The 18787-nt window shown below is 65.0% G+C and carries 16 protein-coding genes, 1 tRNA gene and 1 other RNA gene; 8 read left to right on the plus strand and 10 right to left on the minus strand.

Annotated elements, in window-relative coordinates; all coding sequences use genetic code 11:
- Position 1: 1 nt before the first annotated feature.
- The 4 genes from CH271_RS27900 to phoU are packed head-to-tail and all read right to left on the minus strand — an operon-like array spanning position 2 to position 4572.
- Complete coding sequence (locus tag CH271_RS27900; RefSeq protein WP_094635703.1) at positions 2-2395, minus strand: helicase-associated domain-containing protein; 2394 nt, start codon at positions 2393-2395, stop codon at positions 2-4.
- A 51-nt stretch (positions 2396-2446) separates the two neighbouring features.
- Positions 2447-3022 (minus strand): HhH-GPD-type base excision DNA repair protein, encoded by a 576-nt coding sequence (locus tag CH271_RS27905; protein WP_094635704.1) that lies wholly within the window; start codon positions 3020-3022, stop codon positions 2447-2449.
- A gap of 55 nt (positions 3023-3077) precedes the next feature.
- Complete coding sequence (locus CH271_RS27910) at positions 3078-3881, minus strand: transglutaminase-like domain-containing protein (protein WP_052047332.1); 804 nt, start codon at positions 3879-3881, stop codon at positions 3078-3080.
- 37 nt (positions 3882-3918) lie between these two features.
- Positions 3919-4572 carry a phosphate signaling complex protein PhoU gene (gene phoU / locus CH271_RS27915; protein ID WP_037187751.1) on the minus strand — a complete coding sequence of 218 codons (654 nt, stop codon included), beginning with the start codon at positions 4570-4572 and terminating at the stop codon, positions 3919-3921.
- 105 nt (positions 4573-4677) lie between these two features.
- Between phoU and CH271_RS27920 the strand changes: the two genes are divergently transcribed.
- Entirely contained in the window at positions 4678-5007 is a 330-nt protein-coding gene (locus CH271_RS27920; protein ID WP_037187749.1) for a YnfA family protein, read from the plus strand.
- Between the two features lie 25 nt (positions 5008-5032).
- On the opposite strand, the gene CH271_RS27925 is transcribed toward CH271_RS27920, so the two are convergent.
- Both CH271_RS27925 and CH271_RS27930 read right to left on the minus strand, forming a co-directional pair.
- Positions 5033-6328: a lipase family protein gene (locus CH271_RS27925; protein ID WP_037187747.1), complete on the minus strand. Its 1296-nt coding sequence runs from the start codon at positions 6326-6328 to the stop codon at positions 5033-5035.
- Between the two features lie 123 nt (positions 6329-6451).
- Positions 6452-7123, minus strand: a complete 672-nt coding sequence (locus CH271_RS27930) for a TetR/AcrR family transcriptional regulator (RefSeq protein WP_094635705.1) — start codon at positions 7121-7123, stop codon at positions 6452-6454.
- Positions 7124-7228: 105 nt separating this feature from the next.
- Here CH271_RS27930 and CH271_RS27935 point away from each other — a divergent pair, with 105 nt between their 5' ends.
- On the plus strand, positions 7229-8746 hold the full coding sequence (locus CH271_RS27935; RefSeq protein ID WP_170945875.1) for a DHA2 family efflux MFS transporter permease subunit: 1518 nt from the start codon (positions 7229-7231) through the stop codon (positions 8744-8746).
- A 60-nt stretch (positions 8747-8806) separates the two neighbouring features.
- On the opposite strand, the gene CH271_RS27940 is transcribed toward CH271_RS27935, so the two are convergent.
- Together CH271_RS27940 and ffs are read right to left on the minus strand one after the other, a co-directional pair.
- Positions 8807-10093, minus strand: coding sequence for an aminotransferase class I/II-fold pyridoxal phosphate-dependent enzyme (locus CH271_RS27940; protein WP_094635706.1), 1287 nt, complete (start codon positions 10091-10093; stop codon positions 8807-8809).
- A gap of 53 nt (positions 10094-10146) precedes the next feature.
- Positions 10147-10241: signal recognition particle sRNA small type (gene ffs / locus CH271_RS27945), an RNA gene on the minus strand.
- Positions 10242-10336: 95 nt separating this feature from the next.
- On the opposite strand from ffs, the gene CH271_RS27950 reads away from it, so the two are divergent.
- Positions 10337-10424, plus strand: a tRNA-Ser gene (locus CH271_RS27950).
- Between the two features lie 245 nt (positions 10425-10669).
- On the opposite strand, the gene CH271_RS27955 is transcribed toward CH271_RS27950, so the two are convergent.
- Both CH271_RS27955 and CH271_RS27960 read right to left on the minus strand, forming a co-directional pair.
- Positions 10670-11416 (minus strand): 3-hydroxybutyrate dehydrogenase, encoded by a 747-nt coding sequence (locus tag CH271_RS27955; protein WP_037187737.1) that lies wholly within the window; start codon positions 11414-11416, stop codon positions 10670-10672.
- A complete protein-coding gene (locus CH271_RS27960; RefSeq protein ID WP_094635707.1) occupies positions 11413-12810 on the minus strand; it encodes an MFS transporter in 1398 nt (465 codons plus the stop codon). Before CH271_RS27960 ends, CH271_RS27955 begins: the two co-directional genes overlap by 4 nt.
- A gap of 137 nt (positions 12811-12947) precedes the next feature.
- Here CH271_RS27960 and CH271_RS27965 point away from each other — a divergent pair, with 137 nt between their 5' ends.
- From CH271_RS27965 to CH271_RS27985, 5 genes are all read left to right on the plus strand, one after another.
- Positions 12948-13856, plus strand: a complete 909-nt coding sequence (locus tag CH271_RS27965) for a LysR family transcriptional regulator (RefSeq protein ID WP_179274691.1) — start codon at positions 12948-12950, stop codon at positions 13854-13856.
- Positions 13857-14163: 307 nt separating this feature from the next.
- The gene (gene kdpF / locus CH271_RS27970; protein ID WP_080734555.1) at positions 14164-14262 is read left to right on the plus strand and encodes a K(+)-transporting ATPase subunit F; all 99 of its coding nucleotides are present in this window, start codon (positions 14164-14166) and stop codon (positions 14260-14262) included.
- Positions 14263-14266: 4 nt separating this feature from the next.
- A complete protein-coding gene (kdpA, locus tag CH271_RS27975; RefSeq protein ID WP_094635709.1) occupies positions 14267-16039 on the plus strand; it encodes a potassium-transporting ATPase subunit KdpA in 1773 nt (590 codons plus the stop codon).
- Positions 16036-18132 (plus strand): potassium-transporting ATPase subunit KdpB, encoded by a 2097-nt coding sequence (kdpB, locus tag CH271_RS27980; RefSeq protein WP_094635710.1) that lies wholly within the window; start codon positions 16036-16038, stop codon positions 18130-18132. Before kdpA ends, kdpB begins: the two co-directional genes overlap by 4 nt.
- Position 18133: 1 nt before the next feature.
- Positions 18134-18772: a potassium-transporting ATPase subunit C gene (locus CH271_RS27985; protein ID WP_094635711.1), complete on the plus strand. Its 639-nt coding sequence runs from the start codon at positions 18134-18136 to the stop codon at positions 18770-18772.
- Positions 18773-18787 lie beyond the last annotated feature (15 nt).

Genomic DNA, 18787 nt, shown 5'->3' on the forward strand with positions numbered 1-18787 from the left:
GTCATTGTGGGCCGGTGGACACCGCTCTGATGTTCATGATGGCGAAGCTCTCGCGGCCGCCGGTCGATTCCGAGAGCGCGTACAGCCAGTGGCCGTCCTGCAGCGCATCCGAGATCGCGTGCCGCACGATGGCTCCCCTCGAGTTCTGGTAGTCGATGGAGACGGGTGTGCCGCGCGCTGCGGCGTCGGTCAACAGATCCAGCTCACGGGGCAGCAGCCGGCTGTGGGAGTCCAGTGCAGACCTCAATCGTGCCTCGTCGACGGTGCCGCTGCCACCGGCCAGCAGGAGCCGCGCGAGTTCTCGTGGTTCGCGTCGATGCTGCGCCGGATGGACGGCACGATGCGTCGGCCGGTTGTCTCCCGCGCGGATCCGAGGTGCGCTGTCGAGTTGGAGTTGCCCGGTGTCGGAGTGCCGCACCGGGGAGTATCCGTTCCTGCGGAGCACGGCGATGGTGTCGATCGGCGTGGCCGAACTGACGAGGACGGTGGGCGCGAGGCGCTGGAACTGCAGCACGGCCAGGGACTCGTCGGTCTCGATGTTCGTCAGCAGGACGACGTCCTCGGAAACGATGGCGCAGGGAATCCTGCGTACGGCCAGTGCGCCGTAGGTGCGCCAGCAGTCCCGGATCGTGTAGTTCAGAGCCTGCGGCAGGTCGGTGTCGGCCATCGCGGTCAAGGCATCGATCAACTCCTCGCCGGTGCCGCCGGTGTCGAAGAAACCCCGGATGGTCGCCGGGGTGAACCGCCAGACCGATGCGACGTCCCTCGACTCGGGCTGTGCGGCCGCGCCGAGTATCGACGCCACTTCGGTGCTGGGTGGCCCGGTCACCACCGCCGTGGAATCGGGCAGCAGCCGAACGGAGAACGGAACCCACTCCGCCATGTCCTGCAACTGTGCGGCCAGAGCCGCACGGATTTCGTGAGGGTCACCGTCTCGACCCACAGGGAACTCGGTGAGCGTGCGGCACAGATCGGTCGGCGCACCGTCGGCCAGTATCCCGAGTCGACCGGCCTCCCGCCACAGCGCGTGCACGTGACCGGGCCCGGCGCTCGTCGAGACGACCGGGATGTGCCAGTCCAGGTACCGGTCGAAGTCCTCCGAATCGTGCAGAACCGTCACCGGTGAGTCGGCGTCCTCGTATCGGAGCAGAGCTGTCAGCGCCGTCGCGCGCAGGTCCGCTGCCGCGGGGTCGTCGAGCATCTTCTTGAGCACCGGAACCGTCTTCTGCGACGCACGGGGAACTCGGTGAGTGGGAGTGAAAGGCGAACTCCACCACGCGGTCACCAGCGTGGCCGCCTGTTCGGCTCGGGTGCTCGTCGACCACGTCTCGTAGGCCGCAGTCAACGCGACGCCGGTCTTTCCGCGTTCGGCCAGCAGCCCGGCTTCGCGTGCCAGCATCAGCATCAACGCGGTGTCGTGTTCGTCGGCGAATCCCAACCTGCTCGTCAGCGACCGGAGTTCCTTGGCACTGATGCCACCGGTCTTCATCGTCGTCAGGCCGTCGGCGTCGACGGCCGTCAGCAACGCCTGCGTGTGTTCGCAGAACTGCAGCAGCGCAATGGAACGAGTGCGCCGCACGTCGTCGTGCGAGAGCACTCGGGTATCGAAGGTCGGCGGCGTGAGTTCGATGGGCAAACGCCACCCGACCCCGCGCAAGGCGATGCTCACCTCCAGCGGCATCTCGACACGGTGCCCGTCGAGTCGATACAACAATCCACGCTCGAAGGCAGGGGTCCCCGCGCTCGATGGAATGTCGAAGATCAGTGACACCGGCTTGCCATCGACGAAGCGAGACAACATCGCTCGCATCTCCTCCGGCCCGCCGTCGAACAGTGCGCGGATACGCTCGGGCGTCATCGCAGTTGCAACGGAGTCGGCGCGCGCCCCTCGCTCGAGCATCGGGTCGATACCGAGGAACGACAGCACAGCCAGCCGGTCCTGCTCGACGGCGCAGTGCAGGAACAGCTTTCGCTGCCTGCGGGCAAGTCCGAACGGATGCGAGAACACCCCGGACAGATCGATGGCCGAATACTCGACGGTGCCGGCGCCGGGTGAGGAGTGCGGCCAGATCAACCCGTAGGCCGTCAGTGTGGCGAGAGCGGCATCGATGTGCGGTGTCTCGTTGATCGGGCCCTCACTGGCCCAGTGCCCAATCTCGGCGCGGCTCAGATCGCCCATGAGCGCGAACAATTCGAGGAGAGCGAGCGCGCCACTGTCGAGTCGACGCGGCAGCATCGACACCCGAGACGGTGCACCGAGCAACTGCGCGAGCAAGCCGAACGAGCGCGGTGGCGGGTCGGTGGCCACGTCCGGCCGACGGTGCAGCAGATCGGTCAGTGCGTCCTCGTCGAGAGACGCCAGCCAGCCCTCGTAGGTCCCGATACTCTCGGTCATCTCGCCCCCCGGTGAAAGTTCTGGTCACTGTATCGACGGGCACCGACAGACTTACTTGTTCTTGGCTGCGGCTTTCGCTGCCTTCTTGAACTCGCGAACCTCGAGCAGCGATTTCTCGTCCACCACGTCGGCGATGGATCGACGCGCACCGTCGTCGCCGTACGCTCCGGCGGCCTTGCGCCACCCGTCGGGCGTGACGCCCATCTGCTTGCCGAGCAGTGCGAGAAAAATGCGGGCCTTCTGATCGCCGTAGCCGGGGAGCGCTTTGAGACGCTTGAGCACTTCGGCACCGTCGGGATCGTCGCGGGTCCAGATCTCCTGCGGCTTCCCGTCGTAGTTCTCGACCAGGAACGCCGCGAGCCCCTGGATGCGCTTGGCCATCGAACCGGGGAACCGATGGACGGCCGGGGTCTGCGCGCACAGGGTCGCGAATTCCTCCGGATCGGCGTCGGCGACGGTGTCGACCTTCAGGTCACCGAGACGGTCGACGAGCTTCTTCGGTCCTGCGAACGCCGATTCCATCGGTACCTGCTGATCGAGCAGCATGCCGATCAACAGTGCGAAGGGATCCTCGGCGAGCAGTGCATCGGCCTCAGGATCGCCGACGAGGTGCAGTGTGCGAGACATGAGACCGATCCTGCCATGCCCTGCGATGGCGGGTGCCAGGAGCAGAGCGTGCAGATCAGGTGATCGAGACCAACTGGGTGATGTCGTCGAAGGGCAGCGGTCCGTCGACGACGGCACCGACGACGGCGCTGTTGAGGATGATCGATCCGCCGTGGTTGTCGAGGAAGGCGGTGTCGGCTGCGTCGCGTCCGGTGGCGATGCGCACCAGGGTCGATCGCGGTGCGAGGCACGTCGCGTCCACCACTCGCCACTGTCCTTCGACGAACGCTTCGGCGACCGCGTGGAAGTCCATCGGATCGCAGCCCGGTGCGTACACCGCGACCAGGCGAGCGGGGACGTTGACTGCGCGCAGCAGTGCCACCACGAGGTGGGTGTAGTCGCGGCACACTCCGGCACCGGCGAGGAGGGTGTCGACCGCGCCGTCGATGGGGTCGCTGCTGCCCGGGACGTAGCTCAGCCGCGCTCCGACCCAGGACGAGACCTCGGCGAGCAGCTTCTCCGACGGCGGGTAGGACCCGAATTCCGTTGCCGCGAAGCCGAAGAACTTGTCTGCCTCGGAGTATCGGCTGGGCCGCAGGTACAGCGAGAGGTCGTAATCGGAGACCGGAGCAGGCTCGGTGTTGCCGTAGATCGTTGCCGAGTACGACGCCTCGAGCTTGCCGACGCCGGCGTGGATCTTGTGGATACGGGTGCCGTGAGCACCGCTGATCTCCTGCGCTTCGATCGGCTGACCGTCGAGTGTGAACGAGAGTGCTTCCCACACATCGGTTCCTGGATGCGGAGCGATTGCGATCTGGAACTCGAGGGTGCTGGCCTCGGTCACGTCGACATCGAGGTACGCAGAGACGTCACGTTTCATCGTGCCGATCCTGCCATCTTCGGGCCGTTCGCGCAGACTATGACTCGTCGGTGAGGCGATCGCCGGTCACCAGGAAGATGACTCGTTTGGCGACCTCGACGGTGTGGTCGGAGTATCGCTCGTAGAAGCGCCCGAGCAGCGTGATGTCCACTGCGGCCGGGACGCCGTGCGGCCAGTCGGGTGCGGAGGTCAGCATGAACAGGCTGCGGTGCAGCGCGTCCATTTCCTGATCCTGGATTCGCAGGTCGGCGGCGAGTTCGGCGTCTCGGGTTTCCAGGACGCGCTGCGTTGCCTCCGCCTGCGCGACGGCAACTCGACCCATCTGCTCGAACACACCCTCGACCTCGGGCGGCAGTACGTGCGCGGGATGGCGACGACGGACCAGTTCTGCGACGTGGACGGCGAGGCCGCCCATCCGCTGCAGATCGGCGACGATGTTGATTCCGGAGACGACGCGTCGTAGATCGTGGGCAACGGGTGCCTGCAGGGCCAGGAAGCCGAAGGCTCCGTGTTCCCAATCGGCCGCGAGTGCGTCGATCTCCTCGCGGTATTCGATGGTCTGCTCGGCCAGCACGATATCGGCGGTCAGCAGCGCACTGGTGGCATCGACCATCGCCTTTTCGGCAATTCTCGACATTTCGGACAGGTTCGACGCCAGTGAGTCCAGCGCCTCCGTGTAACTGTCCCGCATGTACCACTCACCCCTACCGAATCGGCCCTCGACGCGGGGCCTGTAGGCCTGTACCCCCAAACGCATCCTTCTACACCGAGTCGCTGCTGTGGGAGCCTTTGTCGCATGAACATTGTGAGGTCGGTCATGCTGTTCGCGGTGGCAGCTGTGTTCGAGATCGGTGGGGCATGGCTGGTGTGGCAGGGAATCCGCGAGCATCGCGGGTGGCTCTGGGCGGGAGCGGGCGTGATCGCCCTCGGCGCCTACGGCTTCGTCGCCACCCTCCAGCCCGACGCGAACTTCGGTCGCATCCTCGCCGCGTACGGCGGAGTGTTCGTCGCTGGATCTCTGGTGTGGGCGATGGTGCTCGACGGCTTTCGACCCGACCGCTGGGACATCACCGGTGCGTCGATCGCACTGATCGGTGTCGCGGTGATCATGTACGGCCCGCGCTGATTCGCACGGGCCGTACTTCGACAGATCAGCAGTTGGACGGCGCGGGCACTCCGTAGAACCGGTCCTTGATCCAGTTCTGCGCCTCGCCGAGGCCGAGGAGGTCCGGAATGAGGTGTCCTGCACCGGAACCCGGCACGATGGCCGGAACCTGCGCGGCGCTCAGCTGCACGGTGGCACCCTTGCCGCACCAGTCACCGGCCAGTCCGACGGCCTGTCCGTGGGGAACGATGTCGTCGGACGTACCGGACTGAATCAGCACCGGAGCATTCGGCGTCCGCTCGCCGATCTTGTTCTTGGCCAGGACCTCCTGAGCGACGGGCAGCCTGTCCAGCACCACCGACAACGGCTCACCGGTCTTGGTGTACTCGTTGGTGCGGTGCAGCCCGACGTTCAGAATCGTTTCTCCGACACACTGATTCGCGACCAGATTCAGCATGGCCTTGCCTGCGTCGTTGATGTTCTCGTCGATGATGGGCCGCAGGCCGGGGTCGGAGTTGAGCAGACCGTTGAGGGTGTACCCGATGACGCCGGTCAGAATGGTGCCGTCGACCTGCTCGAGGGTCGCCTTCAGATCCGCGGGAGGTGCGCCTGCGTAGGTGCCGACGAGGTTCATCTCGGGTGCGTACTCATCGGCGAGTTCCGCTGCGGCAGCGGCTGCGCCACCACCCTGGGAGTAGCCGTACGCGGCCACCGGGCCATCAGCGGAGATCTTGGTGCCCTGCAGGTTCTGCGCTGCGCGGGCCGCGTCGAGCACAGCGTGAGCTTCCGAGGCGCGATTGACGTAGGTGTGCGCACCCGGCGTACCGAGACCCTCGTAATCGGTGATGACCACGCCGTAACCCTGCGAGAGCAGCGAGTACGCCGCGAGCACCTCGTACTCGACCATGAAGCCGAGCGGCGGGGTGTAGGTGATGACGTTGTTGAGCATCTTCGACGGCGCACACTGATCGCCCTGCCCCTGTGTTCCCGGGGCGAGGACGACGAGCGGACGCGGACCGGGCCCGGTCCACTCCGCAGCAGGATCGATGTAGGTTCCCGTGACAGCATTGGCTGCGTCGTTGGAATCGGTGCTGCGGTACATGATTCGCGTTGCCGCGCCGGGCAGCGGACCGCCGATTCCGGGAACCGACAGAGCCAGATTCGACGGCTCCGACCGAATCACGTCACCCGGCGAGCCTGCGGGCAGCGGACTCGGTGGAACGTAGAAATCGGATTCGACGGTCGAACCCGTGGACGGAGCAGCCGACACGGCCGGTGCCGTCACCCCGATGAACACTGCCGCCACTGCGACGGCCGAACCGAACACGCGCTTGTACCGCACCCTGGAAACCCCCAACGTCGATCACTTGTCTTCAAGTGAGCGCTACCCCGTGTAGCACTTATCGTGACGCACCTTACGTGATGCACCACACAACGCATAGGGGCTGGTTCGGGCTCCTCACGATCAGCGGCGTCGGCGATGCATCGCAGTCTTGGCCGCGTCGACCTCGTCGCTGGTGAAGGGACGCCCCGGCAGAGCCGATCGGGGGACGCCGTCACCCCGCAAGCCGTCGAGCAGCACGGTGAAGTAGCGACGCCAGTTGGCGGCGTCGACGGCGCTGGAGAATTCGACGCACGAGCCGATCATGCCGAGCACGGGATAGAAGTCGTTGACCGCCACGTCCGGCCGTAGCTGCCCGGACGCCAGTGCTCGATCGACGATCTTCTCGAAGAACGGATCGATGCGCGAGCGAACCTGAGCAATACCGCGGCAGCCCTCGTCGGACCCGAGGACGACGTCACCGAGACCGCGGTCCGCCGACATTCCCTCACACACATCGGTCAGGAACTGCACCAGCCCCTCCCACGGGTCCTGGGCCTCGAGCGCGCGCTGTGCGGTGGCGAGCATGTCTTCGAGACGCTGCTCGAACACGCCGTCGATCAGTTCTTCCTTGCACGAAAAGCGTCGATAGACGGTACCGACGCCCACCTTGGCGTGCGCTGCGACGTCGTCGAGCGTGATGTCGATGCCGTGCGAGGCGAACAGCTCACGGGCCGCGTCGACGATGCGTCGTCGATTGCGCTCGGCATCTGCCCGTAGCGGCTTCGATGCCGCTGTGTCCGCTCTCACACTCATTCGATGTCCGTTTCACCCGATAAGCGGAGGACATTCCTCCACTTAGCTGCTACCTTAGCTCTACAACCGGAGGGTACACCTCCGCATAGTCGAACCGAGGACACTATGACCACCCTTTCATCGGAGAACGTGGGCGACGCCACGTCGACCACCTCGCCGGTCGACGAACGTTCGCATCGGAATCGTTGGCTGATTCTCGCGACGCTCGGACTGGCTCAGCTCATGGTCGTGCTCGACGCGACCATCGTGAACATCGCACTCCCCGCCGCCCAGCTCGACCTGGGCTTCGACAACGCCGACCGCTCCTGGGTCGTCACCTCGTACGCACTCGCGTTCGGCAGCCTGCTGCTGCTCGGTGGACGACTGAGCGACCTCTTCGGACGACGCAACACCTTCCTCATCGGGCTCGTCGGCTTCGCGCTGATGTCGGCAGTGGGCGGCGCGGCCGTCAACTTCGGCATGCTGGTCGCGGCTCGCGCCGGTCAGGGTCTCTTCGGCGCTCTGCTCGCCCCCGCGGCCCTGTCCCTGTTGGCCACCACCTTCACCGACACCAAGGAACGCGCCAAGGCATTCGGCATCTTCGGTGCCATCGCCGGCGGCGGCGGCGCCCTCGGCCTGCTGCTCGGCGGCATGCTCACCGAATGGGCCAACTGGCGCTGGAGCCTGTACGTCAACCTGATCTTCGCCGCGCTCGCATTCGTCGGCGGGTTCCTGTTCCTGGCCAAGCACAAGGTCGATGTCCGGCCCAAGCTCGACATCCCCGGCACCCTCGCCGTCTCGGCCGCACTGTTCTCCATCGTCTACGGCTTCGCTCACGCCGAGTCCGACGGCTGGGGCAACTCGGTCACCCTCGGATTCCTGGCCGCAGGTGTGGTGCTGCTCGCGGTGTTCGTGACCATCCAGATGCGCGTCGAGCATCCGTTGCTGCCGCTGCGGATCGTCCTGAACCGGACTCGCGCAGGGTCGTTCCTCGCCGTATTCGTCACCGGCGCAGGCATGTTCGCAGTGTTCCTGTTCCTGACCTACTACCTGCAGAACACGCTGAAGTACACACCCATCACCACCGGGTTCGCGTTCATGCCGATGATCGCGTCGCTCATCCTCACCGCGACACTGTCGACCGCGCTGGTTCTCCCCCGCTTCGGACCCCGCATCCTGATGACGACCGGCCTGGTCGTGGCGTCCATCGGCATGGCACTGCTGACGCAGATCGACGTCGACAGCAGCTACGTCACGCACATCCTGCCCGGCCTGGTCATCATGGGCCTCGGCCTCGGTGCCACCATGGCCCCGGCCATGCAGGGCGCGATCTCGGGCGTCGATCCGGACGACTCCGGCGTCGCATCGGCGACGGTGAACACGATGCAGCAGGTCGGTGGTTCGATCGGCACCGCGCTGCTGAGTACCGTGGCCGCCAATGCGGCGACCAGCTACGTCAGCTCGAACATGGCGACGGCAACCGATGCGGCCTTGCTGCAGGCCAACGCGGAGATCGCCAGCTACACCACCACGTTCTGGTGGGCGTCGGGAATCTTCCTGCTCGGCGCGGTGCTCTCGGCCACGCTTCTGAAGAACGGACCGTTGCCTTCGGCTCCCGAAGGTGCGGTAGTCGTCGGACACTGAGCGGCTTCGCCGCATGTGAGCGGAACCTCGTAGCCTGCTGCGAGGTTCCGCTCACGTGCGTCAGCCTTCGAGCAACTTTTCGGTCGCGGCCAGCAATACGCAGGTCGCGACGCCGTCCATCGACTTCTCCAGCTCACCGAGCGAGGGGAAGCTCGGGGCGAGGCGAATGTTCTTGTCTTCCGGATCTTTTCCGTACGGGAAGGCCGAACCGGCGGCCGTCAGAGCAATTCCGGCGTCCTTGGCCAGCGCGATCGACCGCCCAGCCGTGCCCTCGAGCACGTCGAGGCTGATGAAGTAACCGCCCTTGGGTTCGGTCCACGACGCGATCTTCGACGCACCGAGCCGGTCCTCGAGAATCTGCTGCACCAGAGCGAACTTGGGAGCCAGGATCTCTCGATGCTTGGCCATGTGGGCCCGCACACCTTCGGCATCACCGAAGAAACGCAGGTGCCGCAGCTGGTTCAGCTTGTCCGGGCCGATGCTCTTCTTGCCGAGGTGCTTCTGATACCAGGCGAGGTTCTCCTCGGAGCTGCCGAAGAAGCTGACGCCCGCACCGGCGAACGTGACCTTCGACGTCGAGGCGAACACGAACGCACGATTGGGGAAACCGGCCTCGGCGGCCATGCCGATGACGTCGTAGGACGGCGCGAATTCCTCGGTCAGCGGATGCACCGCGTAGGCGTTGTCCCAGAACAGACGGAAGTCGGGTGCAGCAGTGGGCATGGTGGCCAGCGCGCGAACCACGTCCTCCGAGTACACGGCACCGGTGGGGTTGGAGTAGTTCGGGACCACCCACATGCCCTTGATCTGCGGATCCGACGCCACCAGGTTGGCGATCTCGTGGACGTCCGGGCCGTCGGGTCCCACGGGAACGGGGACCATCTCGATGCCGAAGCTCTCGGTGATCGCGAAGTGCCGGTCGTAGCCGGGGGCCGGGCACAGGAAGCGCACGTTCGGCTCGGCCGACCAGGCTCGCGGCGAGTCGGGCAAACCGTGCAGCAGCGCCCAGACGACGAGGTCCTGCATGATTTCGAGGCTGGCGTTGTTGCCGGCCAGCAGATTCTTCACCGGGATGCCGAGGAGTTCACCGAAGATGGCCCGCAGTTCGGGCAGGCCGGCAAGGCCGCCGTAGTTGCGGCAATCGGTGCCGTTGCCGTCCTTGAAATCCGCGCCCGGGAGCGTCAGCAGGTCGGCTGCGAGATCGAGCTGCTCGGGTGACGGCTTGCCACGGGTGAGGTCGAGTGCGAGTTTCTCGGTCTTGAGCTGCGTGTACTTCGCGCTCTGCCGCTCGTGCTCGGAGGCAAGCTCCTCATGGTTCATCAGACCCAACTGGGTTTGCGCTGACATGCGGAGCGGCCTCTCGGTGACTGGTTCCCCGGACAGTGTTGATGTCACTGAAATAAAGGGGACCCCGCGCACCCGGCAGAGCCCATTGACCCTTGCTGCCTTCCGGCCCTGGGGGAGTTCACAGGATGCGCGCCGCGCGGGATCCGTTAGGAAGTGTAGCCGCCTCCCGTCGGGCAACGCATCACCACCCTTCGCGCCTCCCGATTTGGGAGATGGTGGGGGTAACCGGGTAAGCTCCCCCACGGAGGATTCGCCTAGTGGCCTATGGCGCTCGCCTGGAACGCGGGTTGGGTTAACGCCCTCAGGGGTTCAAATCCCCTATCCTCCGCCAGAGAAGCCCCCGTGACATGTCACGGGGGCTTCTTGCTGTTCGAGGGTGTTGCCATTCGCCTGCCCGCGTCAACCGGGCCGCGCGCCCACCCCGTTCGCGTCTACCCCGTTCGCGTCAATGGACCATTGCACCGCTCAGACGTATGCAGTGGTCCATTCACGCGGCGGCGCGCTCTGCGTCAATGGCACAGTGCAGCGTTCAGACGTATGCAGTGGTCCATTGACGCCGAGCGGGCGGCACCGAACCTAGCGAGCCGACCAACCACCGTCCATGGTGTACGACGCGCCGGTGACCATGCCCGCGTTCTCGGAGGTCAACCACCCCACCAGTGAGGCGACTTCGTCCGGTTCGACGAGTCGCTTGATGGCCGCCTCGGTCAGCAGGACTTTCTCGAGTACCTCGTTCTCGGGGATGTCGTGTGCCTTGGCCTGGTCGGCGATCTGTTTTTCCACCAGCGGCGTTCGGACGTATCCCGGGTTGACGCAGTTGCTCGTCACTCCGTGGGCTGCGCCTTCGAGGGCCGTCACTTTCGACAGTCCTTCGAGTGCGTGCTTGGCGGTGACGTAGGCGACCTTGAATTCCGAGGCCCGCAGTCCGTGCACCGACGACAGGTTGATCACTCGACCGAAGCCGCGAGAGTACATGTGCGGCAACGCAGCTCGAACGAGCAGGAACGGAGCCTCGACCATCAGCGTCTGGATTCTGCGGAATGCGCCGGGGTCGAAGTCGACGATCGGTGCGACGGTCTGGATGCCCGCATTGTTGACCAGGATGTCGACGTCCAAGCGGAGGTCGTCCAGCGCGGTGGTGTCGAGCAGATCCACCGACCAGACGTCACCGCCGATCTCCGACGCCAATTCCTTTGCCGCAACGTCGTTCACATCGGCGACGGTGACGTGCGCACCCCGGCCGGCCAGCTCGCGAGCGCAGGCGGCCCCGATGCCGGACGCTCCCCCGGTGACGAGGGCGGAGCGTCCGTTCAGGTCGGTCACTTGAGACCGGCCTTCGCCAGCTCGGCCTCGGTGGCCAGGTTCTTGGCGTCGGCGATATCGATGCTCTCGAGCGCCAGTCCCTTGGTCTCCCGAGCGACGACGACCGCCACGACGGTGATGGCGCAGGCCACGGCGAGGTACACCGCGATCGGGACGGACGAGCCGTAGACGTCGAGCAGCTTCACGGCGATGATCGGGGCCAGCGAACCGGCGACGATCGAGGTGACCTGGTAGCCGAGGGACACACCGGAGTACCGCATCCGCGTCGGGAACATCTCGGCCATGATGGCCGGCTGTGTGGCGTACATGAAGGCGTGGAACATCAGGCCGATGATGATGGCCAGCATGATCACGACATTGTGGCCGCTGTTCATCATCGGGAAGGCGAAGAAACCCCACGTCGCCGCGGTGACGGCACCGGCGAAGTAGACCGGGCGACGACCGATGCGGTCGGCGAGCTTGCCCACCAACGGAATCGTGCAGAAGTGGATCGCGTGGGCGATCAGCATCCACCACAGGATCGTGGAGGTATCGGTACCCACCTCGACCGAGAGGTACGTGATGGAGAAGGTGACGACGAGGTAGTACATGACGTTCTCACCGAAGCGCAGTCCCATCGCGGTGAAGACGCCACGCGGGTAACGCTTGACGACCTCGAAGACGCCGTACGACGCGGCCTTGATGACCTCGGCCTGCTTGTGGGCCTCGAGGAAGATCGGGGCGTCGGAGACCTTGGTGCGGATGTAGTAGCCGACGAAGACGATGACGGCGGAGAGCCAGAACGCGACGCGCCAGCCCCAGCTGAGGAAGGCCTCGTCGGACAGGGTGGTGGTCAGGACGAGCAGCGCGACGGTGGCGAGCAGGTTGCCTGCGGGGACGCCTGCCTGCGGCCAGCTGGCCCAGAATCCGCGAGACTTGTTGGGGCTGTGTTCTGCGACGAGGAGAACCGCGCCGCCCCATTCGCCTCCGACGGCGAAGCCCTGGATGAATCGCAGCGTCACCAGCAGGGCCGGGGCCCAGTAGCCGATCGCCTCGAAGGTCGGTAGGCAGCCCATGAGGAACGTGGCTCCGCCGACGAGGACGAGGCTGAACTGCAGCAACTTCTTTCGGCCGTACTTGTCGCCGTAGTGGCCGAAGACGATGCCGCCCAACGGCCTGGCGACGAAGCCGACGGCGTACGTGACGAAGGCCGCGAGGATCGCGTCGAGCTCACTGGTTCCGGCAGCGAAGAAGATCTTGCTGAACACCAGTGTTGCGGCGGTGCCGTAGAGGAAGAACTCGTACCACTCGACGATGGTGCCTGCCATCGATGCTCCGACGACCTTCTTCAGGCCTGTGGGGGTGGCATCGGGATCCGGTTCGGGTCGTTCTGTCAGCGGCTGATCGACGCTCATGTTTTCTCCTGTGTTACTCAGCACGTCACGTTCATGCATGTGATGGACCACACAACTGCGGGTTGCTCTGAGTATTGGTGCAGATGTTTGTGGGCGCAAGAGCCATGAACGCAGGTCGGATCTGCAAAACTGCACACATGACGCTCGGTGGCGCGAAGATCCCCAGTGCAGACGACCTGCTGGTGCTGCTCGCTGTCAGTCGAACCGGTCGCTACAGCTCCGCGGCCGACGACCTGGGGATCAACCACACGACCATTTCCCGACGCATCGCCGCACTCGAGGACACGCTCGGCGGCCGCGTCCTGACCCGAGGTGCCGGTGGCTGGGAACTGACACAGCTGGGCCGCGGCGCGCTGGCCGCTGCCGAGGCCGTCGAGGATGCGCTACGGACCCTCGTCTCGACCGACGCAGGTGCGTTGGAGGGCGTCGTACGTATTTCCGCGACCGACGGATTCAGCGCCTACATCGCGGCTCCGGCCGCGGCGCGGGTGCAGCGTGCTCATCCGCGGGTGTCCGTGGAGATCGTGGCGGTCACCCGGCGCGCGTCGCAGCAACGATCTGGCCTGGACATCGAGATCGTCGTCGGCCAACCGCAGGTGCATCGCGCCGAGGCCATCCGACTCGGGGACTATCTACTCGGCCTCTACGCATCCGAGGCCTATCTGAAGGACCACGGAACGCCGCAGGTGCCGGCCGACCTCTCCGCACACCCCTTCATCTATTTCATCGACTCCATGTTGCACGTCGACGATCTGGATCTGGCCCCCAACTTCACCCCGACGATGCGCGAATCGGTCACCTCCACCAACGTCTTCGTCCACGTCGAGGCCACTCGCGCCTCGGCGGGCATCGGACTGCTGCCGTGCTTCATGGCCGACCGCCACCCCGACCTACGACGAATCCTGCCCGACGCCATCGCGGTGAAACTGACCTACTGGCTCGTCACCCGCACCGAAACCTTGCGACGACCGGAGGTATCGGCAGTGGTCGACGCGATCCGCGCGGTCGTCACCGAGCAGCGCTCGGCTCTGCTGGGAGAGAGCTGACTAAAAGGCCGCGTCATATTTGTGTCATGACTGAATTCCCAGGCGTAAAGGATCCGTAAGGATCGTCTTCAGGCCAATTTCGACGGCGTAAACATATCGGTGACCGGAGGGCCATAAGCCCTCCGACCAGCGCTGATGATGCGTTGGACCGCCAGCGCTGAAGATGCGTTGGACCGCACTATGTCGAAGAGGCTCGAACGTTCATGGCTGATTTGGGTTATCTCCTCGTCACGGCCGCGGGATTCGGTGTGTGTGCACTGATTCTGCGGGCGTTGGCGACCACTGCCACTACGAAGGCGAAGGCGAAATGACGCTCGACGGAACCATCAACGTCGTACTCGTGGTGATCGCCGCCGCAGTGGTCATCTATCTGTTCGTCGCTCTGCTCGACCCGGAGAGGTTCTGAGAACATGACTGCAGCTCTGGCAGCATCGCTCCAGATCCTCGTGGTCGTCGTCGTTCTGGCGATCGCGTACGTGCCCCTCGGCGACTACATGGCGAAAGTCTTTGCCACCGAACATGATGTCGATACAGACGCAGGAAGCCTCGGCGCCGCGGGGAGTACAGCCACCCTGCAGCGCACGCGCGGCGGCACGACCGTGTGGGCAGATCTTCGTATCGAAAAGCTGATCTACCGCCTCTGCCGGATCGACCCACGGTCCCAGCAGACCTGGGTCGGATACGCACTCTCGCTACTCGGCTTCTCCGCTGCGAGCGTCCTCTTTCTCTATGTGCTGCAACGAGTTCAGGGTGTACTTCCACTGAACGGAGGACTGTCGGGAGTGAGCCCGTCGGTCGCGTTCAACACCGCGATCTCCTTCGTCTCCAACACCAACTGGCAGTCGTACACACCCGAGACGACGATGTCGAACCTGACGCAGCCCCTGGGCTTGGCAGTGCAGAACTTCGTTTCTGCCGCCGTCGGCCTCGCTGTCGCCATCGCCGTCATCCGAGGCTTCGTGCGCGTGCGGACCGGCGGCGAGATCGGAAACTTCTGGGTCGATCTCGTTCGAGGAATCCTACGCATCCTTCTACCTCTGTCGTTCGTCATCGCGCTGATTCTGTTGACGCAAGGCGTAATTCAGTCCTTCAGCACGGGCTTCCCTTCGACAGGGCTCGACGGGTCGTCCGTCTCCAATGCATTGGCTCCCGTCGCGTCACAGGAAGCGATTAAGGAACTGGGCACCAACGGTGGCGGGATCCTCGGCGCGAACTCCGCGCACCCGTTCGAGAACCCGACCCCGTTGTCCAACGTCGTCGAGATCATCTCGATCCTGCTCATCCCGGTGGCACTGACCCGCACCTTCGGCACGATGGTCGGCGACCGTCGTCAAGGTCTGACCCTGCTGGCAGTCATGGCGACACTGTTCGCAGCTCTCCTCACTGTCGCTGCCGTCGCGGAGTCCGGTGCGCGCGGCGTCGCAGCACAGGCCGCAGGTTCGATGATGGAGGGCAAGGAAGTTCGGTTCGGCATCCCCGGATCCACCCTTTTCGCCGTCGCAACGACGGGAACCTCCACCGGCGCAGTCAATTCCGCGCACGACAGTATGTCCCCGCTCGGCGGAGGAGCAGTCCTGCTCAACATGCTCTTCGGTGAAATCGCCCCGGGTGGTGTCGGAACCGGTCTGTACGGACTGCTCGTGCTGGCGATCATCGCGGTGTTCGTGGGTGGACTCCTCGTGGGGCGTACGCCCGAGTATCTCGGCAAGAAGATCGGGCAGCGCCAGATCACTCTCGCCGCACTGTCGGTACTGGTGATGCCCGCATTGGTTCTGATCGGCACCTCGATCACCGTGATCCTGTCCTCCACGACCGGCTTCCAGGGCAATTCGGGTGACCCAGGTACGCCGGGATCGATCCACGGATTCACCGAGGTCCTCTACGCCTACGCCTCCGCCTCGAACAACAACGGCAGCGCGTTCGGCGGGTTGACCGTCACCAGCGACTGGTTCCAGACCTCCCTGGGCATCGCGATGCTGCTCGGACGCTTCCTGCCGATCATCTTCGTGCTGGCACTGGCCGGTTCGCTCGCCACGTCCAAACGCACCGCTCCGAACCCGGGCACTCTTCCCACGACCGGACCGCTGTTCACCGGACTGGTACTCGGAACCGCCGTTCTTGTTGCGGCACTGACCTTCTTCCCGGCCCTGGCTTTGGGCCCGATCGCAGAGGCACTGCAATGACCGTCACCTCATCCAGGCTCATCGACGACGAGTCCGACGTCGACGACTCCCCCACCCCGGTTCGATCCGGTTACTTCAGCCCCCGGCAGATGTGGACGTCACTGCCGTCCGCGTTCGCCAAACTCGACCCTCGGCATCTTGCCCGCAACCCGGTCATGTTCGTCGTACTCATCGGCTCCGTCGTCACCACCGTGCTCGCGGTCCTCGATCCTTCCGTGTTCTCCTGGCTCGTAGCGGCGTGGCTGTGGTTCACGCTGTTGTTCGCCAACCTTGCCGAGTCCGTGGCCGAGGGCCGAGGCAAGGCCCAGGCCGCGAGCCTGCGTGCCGTCAAGCGAGACACGGTCGCGCGCCGTCGGACATCGAACGGGACCATCGAAGAGGTTCCCGGCACCGAATTGAAGGTCGGTGACGAGGTCGTCGTCTCGGCCGGCGAGATCATTCCCGGAGACGGCGATGTCATCGAAGGCATTGCGAGCGTGGACGAGTCGGCCATCACCGGCGAATCTGCGCCGGTCGTCCGCGAATCGGGCGGTGACCGTTCCGCAGTGACCGGCGGCACCGGAGTTCTCTCCGACGAAATCGTCGTACGGATCACCGCGGCCCAGGGACAGACTTTCGTCGACCGGATGATTGCCCTCGTCGAGGGTGCATCGCGCCAGAAGACCCCGAACGAGATCGCGCTGAACATCCTGTTGGCTTCGCTGACGATCATCTTCATGCTGGCCGTCGTCGCGATCGGACCGATGGGCGCGTACGGCGGCGAGCAGCAAGACCCGATCAAGCTGATCGCGCTACTTGTATGCCTGATTCCGACCACCATCGGAGCGTTGTTGTCCGCCATCGGAATTGCCGGTATGGACCGACTGGTTCAGCGCAACGTCCTGGCGATGTCCGGCCGCGCCGTCGAGGCAGCGGGCGACATCGACACACTCTTGATGGACAAGACCGGCACGATCACCTTCGGCAACCGTCGCGCCACCGGGCTTCATCCCGCACCCGGCACGACGGCAGGCGAACTCGCCGCAGCAGCACGGTTGTCCTCACTCGCCGACGGCACACCCGAAGGTCGCAGCATCGTCGATCTGTGCGGACTGGAATACTCGTTGCCGCTGCACGCCACGGACACCGAGAAGACCGGCGAGTTCGTCGCCTTCACCGCCCAAACACGTATGAGCGGAATCGATCTCGACGGCACCCAGGTCCGTAAGGGGGCTTCCGATTCGGTGCTGGCATGGGTGCGCAGCAACGGCGGTCCGTCGATCGCCGTCGAGATAGACGACATCTCGAACAGCATCGCCGAGATGGGCGGGACACCCCTGGTGGTCGCCACTGCACCCCAGGGCGGTCCTGCCCGCGCACTGGGTGTCATCGAACTCTCCGATGTCGTCAAGCCCCACATCGCGGAGCGATTCGCTCAGTTGCGGGCCATGGGCATCAGGACCGTCATGGTCACGGGTGACAATCCGCGGACCGCGAAAGCCATTGCAGCCGAAGCAGGTGTCGACGACTTCCTCGCCGAGGCCACACCCGAGGACAAGCTCGCATTGATCCGCAAGGAGCAGGAAGGCGGCCGGCTGGTCGCGATGACGGGCGACGGCACCAACGACGCCCCCGCTCTGGCGCAGGCCGACGTGGGTGTCGCGATGAACACCGGAACGTCGGCAGCAAAAGAGGCCGGCAACATGGTGGATCTCGATTCCGATCCGACCAAGTTGATCGAGGTCGTCGAGATCGGTAAGCAGTTGCTGATCACCCGCGGAGCATTGACGACGTTCTCCCTCGCCAACGACCTCGCGAAGTACTTCGCGATTCTGCCGGCGATGTTCAGCGTCGTCTACCCACAACTCGACGGCCTCAACATCATGCGGCTAGCCACCCCCGAATCGGCGATCCTGTCCGCGGTCATCTTCAACGCTCTGGTGATCATCGGGCTGATTCCGCTGGCGCTCAAGGGTGTTCGTTACGTCCCGTCGAGCGCTTCGACACTGCTGCGCCGCAATCTGCTGCTCTACGGAGTGGGCGGTGTCATCACCCCGTTCATCGGGATCTGGCTCATCGACCTCGTCGTTCGTTTCATCCCAGGGATAGGCTGACATGCGTTTCGTACAGAGATTTCTCGGTCAGATCGTGGCAGGACTGTCGGTGCTGCTGGCGCTGACGGTCATCGTCGGTATCGGGTATCCGGCGGCGGTATGGGCGGTGAGCCGCATCGGATCCAGCTCTGCCGAGGGGTCGCCGCTGCGTGACGCGAACGGGTGCATCGTCGGCAGCAGCCTGATCGGGGTCGACCCGCAGGTCGAAGAGGGAGCGCCGGATCCGTTCTTCCACAACCGAGTTACCGGATCCATCTCCGACGAGGATGCCTTTGCCGTGAGCGACCCGGCCGCGTCGTTGCCGACCAACCAGGGCCCCAGTAGCGAAGCACTGGCGGCATTCATCGAGGAACGTCGTGCCGTCATCGCCGAGCGTGAAGGCGTCGCCCCGGCCGCTGTGCCGGTGGACGCGGTCACCGGATCCGGCTCGGGTATCGATCCCGATATCAGCCCCGCCTACGCCGCGATTCAGATCCAACGTGTCGCGCAGGTCAACGACATGAGCGTCGACGCGGTGACGGCTCTGGTGGCCGAACACACCGACGGCAGGCAGCTCGGGTTCCTCGGCAACGAGACGGTGAACGTGCCGGAGCTCAATGTCGCTCTGGGACTGACGGCACCGGGGTGCGGTACGAGCTGAGCCTCGACGGTCCAG

The sequence above is a fragment of the Rhodococcus sp. 05-340-2 genome (assembly GCF_002258915.1).
Lineage (GTDB): Bacteria > Actinomycetota > Actinomycetes > Mycobacteriales > Mycobacteriaceae > Rhodococcoides.